Source organism: Ruegeria sp. HKCCA0235A (genome assembly GCF_013033235.1).
Lineage (GTDB): Bacteria > Pseudomonadota > Alphaproteobacteria > Rhodobacterales > Rhodobacteraceae > Ruegeria.
Genome location: NZ_WQDQ01000008.1, coordinates 94140 through 102316, shown reverse-complemented (window position 1 = coordinate 102316; position 8177 = coordinate 94140). Strand labels below are relative to the sequence as shown.

The window sequence follows — 8177 nt, the reverse complement described above, 5'->3', positions numbered from 1 at the left end:
GAGCGGTTGCGTTCTAGTCAGCCAACCACCGGCTAGATCCGAACCTCGGACACTCGTGAACATTCCTTCAGCGGTAGCCGTGAGCACAAAGTTCAAAGGGCTTCCTCGAACTCAAAGGTCTGCGATGCGCAGAAAGCTGACTTTGCAAAGTCACAGTCTCCACTTCAAGCAGCACTTCAATGCTTGGTGGGCGCCAGATTGATAATCGTATTAAGCAATTTCATTTAAGTATTACTGCATGACATTCTGTTTTATCCACAGTCTGGGCACGTAACACACTGGCTTTCATATGCTTAAGACAGGCGGTTTTTAATTCGAATTTGCTTCACGCGCAGCTTTGGCTCGAAAACTTGCCAATTTTGACGCGTCAAATTTTGCAGCCCCGGAACCTAATTTTCCAATGGCGCTTGGATCGTTGACCTCATCCGCGTCAGTGAACTTCCAACCATAAGCTGGGAGATCATCGCCAGCCTCTACATACTGAGCTTCAAATGAATACGTTGCTCTCATTGGAACGAACCCATCCACGAAATTCATCGTCCTCTCTGACGGCGAAATAGAAACTATCCCTGTAAGGCGAACTGGCTCGTGAAAGCGTTCTGGATACCAACCTTCCGGCAATCGAACACGAATAAGCTGGTTTGGGTTCGGTGGAGGCGTATGGCTGCACATACCTCTCTCCGGAACCAAGTAAGCGACGTTTGTACCATCAGGATCCGGTGGTGCGGGTATCGCATAGCCCGCCAGCTTTACGACTTTTCCGTCAATTTCTGGATTACCAGCCGTGGCGGCTTTCTTTCGTCGCTCTGCAACGACCCATCGTTGTTCAATCAACCAATCAACGTCGATCCCAGCCTTTTGCAGCGGCGTCTCATTTTCCAGAATTTTCGCTTCAAGACTTTTGCGGACATCTTCGGAATGGGCTCCACTATCCAGTCTGAGCTTTAGTCGGACGACTTCAACAAGACCACTAAGCTGGTCAGGTGTCAGTTCTTTGAAAGGATCTACGTATTCCTGAGATTCTTCATCAATCAATTGGTTCCAGTCTAACTCAGCGATTTCTGCGGACAACGACGTTGAAATCAAAGAGGCAACACAGACTATTCTCCAAATCTTCATGACTTATCCTTTTCAACCGTATGGCCACTTGGATGTTGGTCAATGCGTCATCACCTGCCAGCTTAAGACATTTATGGACACTTGGGCTCTAAGCGAAACACAGTTCAAAGCTCGTTTTTATAGATGACTCCGTCCTTCATAATCAGGTCGAAGTTTTCTTGTGGGTCCCCTACAAGCTCCAAGTTTTCAAGCGGGTTGCCGTCCACGAGGATCAGATCAGCGTATGCGCCATCTCTGATAACTCCGAGTGGACCGTCTTGGTAGGGATGACGAGGGCCACTCATTTCCATTAGGCGGGCATTTTCAGAGGTCGCTATCTTGAGCGCTTGATAAGGCGTCATCCAAGTTCCCAACCTCACAAGATATTCGCTCTGTTGATACGCCTTTGATGGATCCATGAGTTGATCGGTGCCAAAGGCGAGATTCACGCCAATTTCGACGGCCATTGGGTACAGCGCGTCTACAGCATCAGTCACCTGTTTCCACTTTTTGGCACTAACTGGGCTATCCCAAACCATATCGGCCTCAAACATCGCCTGAGGACTGAGCCAAGCGCCTTTTTCCTTCATCAATTCCAGTGTTTCTCTTGATGCGAAGAAGCCGTGCTCGATGCTCATCACGCCGTTTTCTATTGAGGTACGGATACCTCTGTCTGTCATCACATGCGCCAAAACATAGGTGTTAAAGTTCGTTGCCTCTTCGACTACCGCACGAATTTCGTCGACCGAATACTCGCTCACATCCAGCGGATCGTATTGGGAAGAGACACCACCACCAGTCGTGATTTTGACCTGAGTAGCACCAAACTTGAGGATTTCTCTGGTTCTCTTTCTGACTTCCGGTACGCCATCAGAAATCATCGCCATCATATTTTTTTCCCAATAACTCAGTTCAGAGTTGGAGTTTCTTGGGTTTTCAAGCAGCGTGTGAAAGTCGGCATGGCCTGACGTTTGGCTCATGAATGGTCCGGAGGGCAAAATGCGGTGACCGGGGTATTCACCAGCGTCAATCAGTTTCTTGATCGTAAACGGATTTCCGCCAGGGTCTCTAACGGTGGTAAATCCACGCATTAAAGTCTCTTCAGCCCCCTTCATACTGCGAATGGCCACTTCCGACATGTCGCCTTGATTCAACATTAGAACGGATGCAGGGGTGTAGGCATACGTCGTGTGCCAATGGACATCGATCAATCCTGGGATCATCGTGCGACCGCCACCGTCAATCACCACCGCGTTCTCGGCTTCGATTGGGTCGGAAGAAACAGCGGTTATGAGATTATCTTCGATCAAAACGTTAGCATTCTCGATGCGTGCTTCGTTTACCCCGTCAAAAACATGAACATTCGTTATGAGAGTTCTTGTAGAATCCTCTTGAGCGCTCGCCAGCGTTGCCAGCATGCTTGAGATTACCAAGCAGAGCGTTGACAATTGATTTTTGCGCATATCTTTCACCCTAGGAATATCAAAGCATTCGATTGTTTAATTTTAACGAAGGTAGCCAACTCTCCGAGGAAAATCGATATGAACTTTTTTAAGGAACTTGGCGAAGGCAAACCGGAGCTTTTTGCGGCAACCGTACGTGAAGCAATGACAGGAGAGGTTTTCGATGGCGATGTGATACAGTTGGGAAAGGGGGCTGACGAAGGCGCAATTTTCACAGCTCGTTTAGGGCTTTCCCGTTTGTCTAGTATCCGCTTCAAGCCCAATGCATTGGTGAGAACCGCACAAAGTGAAAGCTTCGCTAATTTCACTGTACCAATCTGCGCTTCAGAGTTATGGACGGTAAGTGGCGTTCCTTTGAAAGAAAACTCCGTTTTCTTCAATTTCACTGCATCGGAAACCGAGGTAGTCGCGCGCAATCGAACTTCGTTATGTGGTCGTGTGCCCTTGCAACGATTTCTCAAAGAGGTTCAACTTTTTTCCGGCAGAAATACATCGGATTTTCGCAGACCAACGGTTATCGTGAAACTGTCTTCTGATTTTCACGCAGCTTTGGTGCGAACACTTAGCTGCATAATGAACCAAGCCGATGGTCAATATACCCAGAGTGATTTGGAGGCGCGTCTTGCAAGGACGCTTGCGATCTTCTTTGCCTTATCTCTGAATAGTGGGAATGCACGCAAAGCGACTTGGTCTCAAAAAGTGGGTTTGGTCTCAAAAGCACGAGAGTACTATTCTTCCGCCTTGTCAAAAAGGCCATCAGTGGCAGATCTGTGTCGAGTAACCGCGGTAAGCGCGCCAACATTGATCTCAGCATTTCGCGACGTAACGGGTGAAACACCAGCACGATTTTTTGCTCTTCAAAGACTGGCCAATGTCCATGATGAACTTGTTCAGGCGTCTCAGCAAAAACCCATGGTGAAGCAAGTGGCGCTCGCTCACGGATTCACCGATTTGGGACGATTTGGGAGCCTGTACAAAAGCATATATGGAATTTTACCATCAGAGCAAATTGAGCGTACTGTACCCATTTGACCGGTTGTCTTTTTAGTTCTGCCGAAAACCGATTAATACGAATCTCGGCTCCGATGTAGCAGAGTTCCCTTGACGGATTGCAATGGCACCTCAACGATTTGCCAAACAGAACTATGGATTGGACGGCGGAATGTTTTCATTTTTTTTGAATTTCTACAGGCTCTTAAAAGCGATTGTCCGCTCGTGGAGTAGCCCTAGATTCCGCGGAGCGCTTACCCTTGCAATACTCTTGTTGCTTTCCGGAACTTTGTTTTATGTCAGCGTCGAGGGGTGGTCTTGGGTGGACGCGCTGTACTTCAGTGCAACTACTATTTCTACGGTTGGCCTCAGTGACCTAACGCCCGTAACCGACACAGGAAAACTCTTTACCGTGTTGTATATTTTCGTAGGCGTCGGGGTCTTCATCACGCTGTTTGTACAATTCACACATGCCCTTCTTAGGGACTACGATGAGAAAAAGTCGTCAGATAATTGAAGACTGAAGCAACGGTCTTTCGGTCGTTGCACCCTAGCGCTTCGCTCTGCCGTATGCGGTTAAGGTCGTTGAGAAACTGCTTGGATTAAGGCAAACAAAGCAAAGACAAGGTTCTTTATCATCTTGTCTAAGCAGCTAGTTTGAGAACATGGCCTCCGTAGCACAACTAACCGACTGGATGATTACCGAAGGACGCCGCTCAGGCGACCCTGTTAAAGTAGTTTCGCATTTCTGCTCGTCCTTAATTGAGGAAGGTGTACCGCTCTGGCGGGTCAATATCGGTCAGCGCTTCGCCAATCCGCTACTCATTGCATGGGGGGTCGTTTGGACACCTGATGGGACCGACAGCTACGACGTAACTCATGAAACGATGTTGACGGAAGGGTATGTTGGTAGCTCGTTTGAGTACATTCTGGAGCACAGAAAGCCGCTTCACAAAAGCCTGCGACAACTGGATCCAAAGACTGAGCATTTATCGTATCTAGAGTTCGCTGAGCTCGGTGGCACAGATTACTATGCAACTCTGATGTATTATGGCGACGGATCTCTGCACGGCTGCACATTTGTCACGCAGGAACCAGACGGCTTTTCACCGCAACATCTGGAATTGATTGAGGCAGCGCTGCCTGCTTTGTCTTCCGCTTTGGAACCTGTCACGATGCGCAAGTCAGCCAAGGGTCTATTGCGAACATATCTTGGCGATGGGCCCTCCGACGCCGTATGGAGCGGGAGGATCAAGCGAGGCGAACGAACGACCCTTGATGCGGTGGTCATGTTTTCTGATTTACGAGGGTTCACGGCGCTTTCAGAAGCCGCACCCGAGGCCGATGTGTTTGACGCGCTGAGCGGCTACTTTGATCTGGTTGTTCAGTCTGTGGAAGATAACGGTGGCGATGTTCTCAAGTTCATGGGTGATGGAATTCTCTCGATCTTCACCATCGCAACTCAGGCTGATCACGCCGACCGATGCCGAAAGGCTGCGCAAGCCGCACAAAGTGTATTGGCCGGTTTGACGGTCCTCAACCGTCGCCGCGCTGAAGCGAAAAAGCCGTCTTTGGACGTTGGGATCGGGATCAATGTTGGACAAGTCAGCTATGGCAACATCGGCAGCCCTGGTCGACTTGATTTCACGGTTCTCGGAGGTGCAGTGAACGTTGCGAGTCGAATTGAGGGGCTGACTAAATCTATTGGCCGAAGAGTGCTGGCAACATCTGCGATTGCCGAAGTCTCCCCTGATCTGTTTTCCCCTTGTGGGTTTCAAGAAGTTCGTGGACTTGCGCGTCCAATCGAATTGTTTTCTCTCGTCGAAGAAGAGCTTTGATTCAGCGCTGACTTAATTTTGGCAGCATCGCGAGAAGCAGGAACCAGATATTGGGCACCAAGTGTTAAGAGGCAGGTTTTTACCTCATTTGGGAGTTTGCAAAGCCCGACGATGGATGTCCGGTTTGGGCTGGTTGCGGTCAACCATGCTCATCGTAGAGACTGGTGGTACATAGTTCCGCAGAGCAGTGCTGGGGAAATGCTTATCCGGGGCGCTTTGGTTCCTAGCAGGAGAGGCGCTTAGAAGAAGCACGCACTACTACAACGACAGTCGCCATAGACTTCTTATGTCAAATTTTGGTTAAGGGCGGCAGGTAAGCTGTACTAGCGGTCTGGGTCTGTATCGAGCTTGCCCCAGAGATCATCAACCATATCTGAGAAGCCATCATTCGAGGCCTCCTTGGGCAGTAGACCAGCTCTTCGCCGGCGTTCGACCTCGGCCATTAGTTCTTCCTCTGTGGCTGATTCAACCACATCACATCGAAGAGCTTCAATCTCGTCCGCTGTCCACGACTCAAATTTGTCAGCGTAGAAGCCTAGGGAATACGGCTCGTCATCAGAAATCTGCTTGATCACAGCATTCCAATCGTCATTCTGGTTCGATTCCTTTTCGATCCACTCGTCTGGTTCGCGAATGGACTCACGGATCACCGACAGCAGCTTTGCCTGAGCGCTTTCTTCACCAGCACCAGTCCCTGCAAGCCAAAGGTCTGCGATCTTGCGAACAAGCGACCAAACAGTTTGATTTCGTGGGTGGTCTTCGATTCTACCGCCAAGGCCTCGTTCTTCAACACCGAGCTGTTCAGATGCCCTCTCATTCATGCGGATATCGTAATCAGACACGTCAGCCAGATCTGAAGCGTTCTCAGCAATGGCTCGAGCGACCTCGTTTTCGCCGACATAGACAACCACCTTCAACATCCCGCTACCCCTTCCTTCGCCAGTTCATCACTCGGTCCAGGTGGCTGTAGTCCAGATCTCGCATGATCCTTCGAACTCGCTCTGGGTCGACTTCGCGATCATTTCCGGCAGTTTGGACGATGTGTCTGACGTAGATCGCCAACGCGACAATGATCACAGCGGATAAGATCAAGCTGATATGCTCCGCCCCCATCACTAAGTCTTCTTCCTTGGGTCTTCGATCCCGAGGTCGTCGAACACGTTGCCGCTACCATCAGTGATCTCGACATCATCGTCGTCAGTCACTAGATCCCAGGTGTTCTCTTTGACCCATTCATCCCGCCATTTGGGCGCATCGGCCGGACGCTGTGCAAAATCGGCGATTTGCTCGAAAATCATTTTGCGCAATGCAAGCCAGACCTCCGGACCCTCTTTGCGACGAGCTTGCAACTCCGCGATCAATTCATCCAGAGGAACATCCTGTAACGGGCGCCCGAAGATCTCGTCTTCTGAAAAATCATCTGTCATCGCTCAACATCCTCGACACTGATCGTCAAGACTAAGATCTTGTTTGGTTTTACAGTGATCTCTTTTCCTTCAATCTCTCGAAGTTTGCCGTTCACCAAAGTCTCGCAGACTACGAAAATTGGGATTTCCTCTTCCGTAGACTCGTCACTCATCTGGCTTAACCTTCGGATCAGGCACCTTTCGCGACCGGATCTCATCCGAGGTAATCGGCTTGGTTAGTTTTGCTCGACCGGCCGCAATTTCAGCCTCCCGAAGCCTAAGCAAACGCAAGGTTTGTTCATCCAGCTCAACGTCGTCGTCATCACCCATCAGACTTCTCCCGAGTACAATAACAGTGAGAACAGAGCACTTGAGACCTGTCGGCTGTCCGAACGATGTCACCAACGTGGCCACACTCTTCACACGTCACACCGCATCGAAACTTCATCCAGTCAGCGTACTCCTGAAGGAGATCGTGGTATCGACTGAAACCGATGGAAATCTTGCCATCCTGGCCTTTCTTAATATCCGAGATCTGAATAGTTCCAGGGTCCAGTGCCCTGAAATCCTGACTGAAGGAAAGCTTGTGGAGTGCTTGCGAAATCACGACGAGCCAGCCCTTTCCGATAGCAGGAACAAGAGATGCGCAATCCGGAGAAACGAGGTCTGGATAGTTTTCCACAATGTCCAGCCTAAGGCTGTCGGGCCAGGATTCTTCGGCGCCCTCAAATCGCCGCCGTAGAGCATCATTGTAGCACCAGCTGCAAAGCGTCGTCACAAACCCAAGGATGTTCTGGCGTTGGGCAGAATTAGAACAACCTTCACAGGTTTGCTCAATCTGATCGACACGCCATTGAATCTCTTCACTCGCAGCCTGGTTGCAGCCCGGGCCCTCATAGACGCGCAAGCCTCCCCATTTCTGTTTGATCTGAACGATGGACGGGTGTTCATCACCAAACAGGTCGGGCTGCTCGTTGGTCAACCTCTTCACTTTCTCAAGTGCAAGCGTAAGCTGCTCCGCCCACCCGGCACGATACTCACCAAGCTGCTTGAAGACGCTTCCATGAATATCATTCCAGTCGACAACACTGCTCATCACTGACCTCCGGGCCCGCGCCTCTTTGAGATCATGTGAAACCTCCGCCATAGCAGTCATCATACGGTCGACCACTTCGCGGTCATCACACTCGACATGCAGAAACTCGGTCGACCATGTGACGTCAGAGACGTGCGGAGCTGGGTAGTTGTGCGCCATCACCAAACGCATCTCTTCGGCGTACCAGGCGTCAAATGAGCGGAGATCATCTGGCGCTCCATGGTCCTCGATCACACCTCGGACCTTTTCCCGGAATTCCTTCCAGCTCTTTTCGACATCACCCATC

At 50.2% G+C, this 8177-nt stretch carries 9 protein-coding genes; 3 read left to right on the top strand and 6 right to left on the bottom strand.

All coding sequences use genetic code 11. The features are described 5' to 3' along the window. Window positions 1-309 precede the first annotated feature (309 nt). A complete protein-coding gene (locus tag GOW56_RS14735; RefSeq protein ID WP_170380014.1) occupies window positions 310-1119 on the bottom strand; it encodes a DUF3299 domain-containing protein in 810 nt (269 codons plus the stop codon). A gap of 104 nt (window positions 1120-1223) precedes the next feature. Further along, the gene (locus GOW56_RS14730; protein ID WP_170380015.1) at window positions 1224-2561 is read right to left on the bottom strand and encodes an amidohydrolase family protein; all 1338 of its coding nucleotides are present in this window, start codon (window positions 2559-2561) and stop codon (window positions 1224-1226) included. A 78-nt stretch (window positions 2562-2639) separates the two neighbouring features. On the opposite strand from GOW56_RS14730, the gene GOW56_RS14725 reads away from it, so the two are divergent. From GOW56_RS14725 to GOW56_RS14715, 3 genes are all read left to right on the top strand, one after another. Beyond that, the gene (locus GOW56_RS14725; RefSeq protein WP_171206358.1) at window positions 2640-3593 is read left to right on the top strand and encodes a helix-turn-helix domain-containing protein; all 954 of its coding nucleotides are present in this window, start codon (window positions 2640-2642) and stop codon (window positions 3591-3593) included. 82 nt (window positions 3594-3675) lie between these two features. Next, on the top strand, window positions 3676-4068 hold the full coding sequence (locus GOW56_RS14720; RefSeq protein WP_367397140.1) for a potassium channel family protein: 393 nt from the start codon (window positions 3676-3678) through the stop codon (window positions 4066-4068). Window positions 4069-4216: 148 nt separating this feature from the next. Next, window positions 4217-5389, top strand: coding sequence for an adenylate/guanylate cyclase domain-containing protein (locus GOW56_RS14715; RefSeq protein WP_170332093.1), 1173 nt, complete (start codon window positions 4217-4219; stop codon window positions 5387-5389). A gap of 323 nt (window positions 5390-5712) precedes the next feature. On the opposite strand, the gene GOW56_RS14710 is transcribed toward GOW56_RS14715, so the two are convergent. The 4 genes from GOW56_RS14710 to GOW56_RS14695 form a co-directional block, all read right to left on the bottom strand. Beyond that, on the bottom strand, window positions 5713-6309 hold the full coding sequence (locus GOW56_RS14710) for a hypothetical protein (RefSeq protein WP_170682765.1): 597 nt from the start codon (window positions 6307-6309) through the stop codon (window positions 5713-5715). A gap of 195 nt (window positions 6310-6504) precedes the next feature. Further along, complete coding sequence (locus GOW56_RS14705) at window positions 6505-6816, bottom strand: hypothetical protein (RefSeq protein ID WP_170682766.1); 312 nt, start codon at window positions 6814-6816, stop codon at window positions 6505-6507. 144 nt (window positions 6817-6960) lie between these two features. Then, window positions 6961-7125 carry a hypothetical protein gene (locus tag GOW56_RS14700; protein WP_170682767.1) on the bottom strand — a complete coding sequence of 55 codons (165 nt, stop codon included), beginning with the start codon at window positions 7123-7125 and terminating at the stop codon, window positions 6961-6963. Beyond that, on the bottom strand, window positions 7118-8176 hold the full coding sequence (locus tag GOW56_RS14695; RefSeq protein ID WP_170682768.1) for a hypothetical protein: 1059 nt from the start codon (window positions 8174-8176) through the stop codon (window positions 7118-7120). Before GOW56_RS14695 ends, GOW56_RS14700 begins: the two co-directional genes overlap by 8 nt. Window position 8177: the final 1 nt, after the last annotated feature.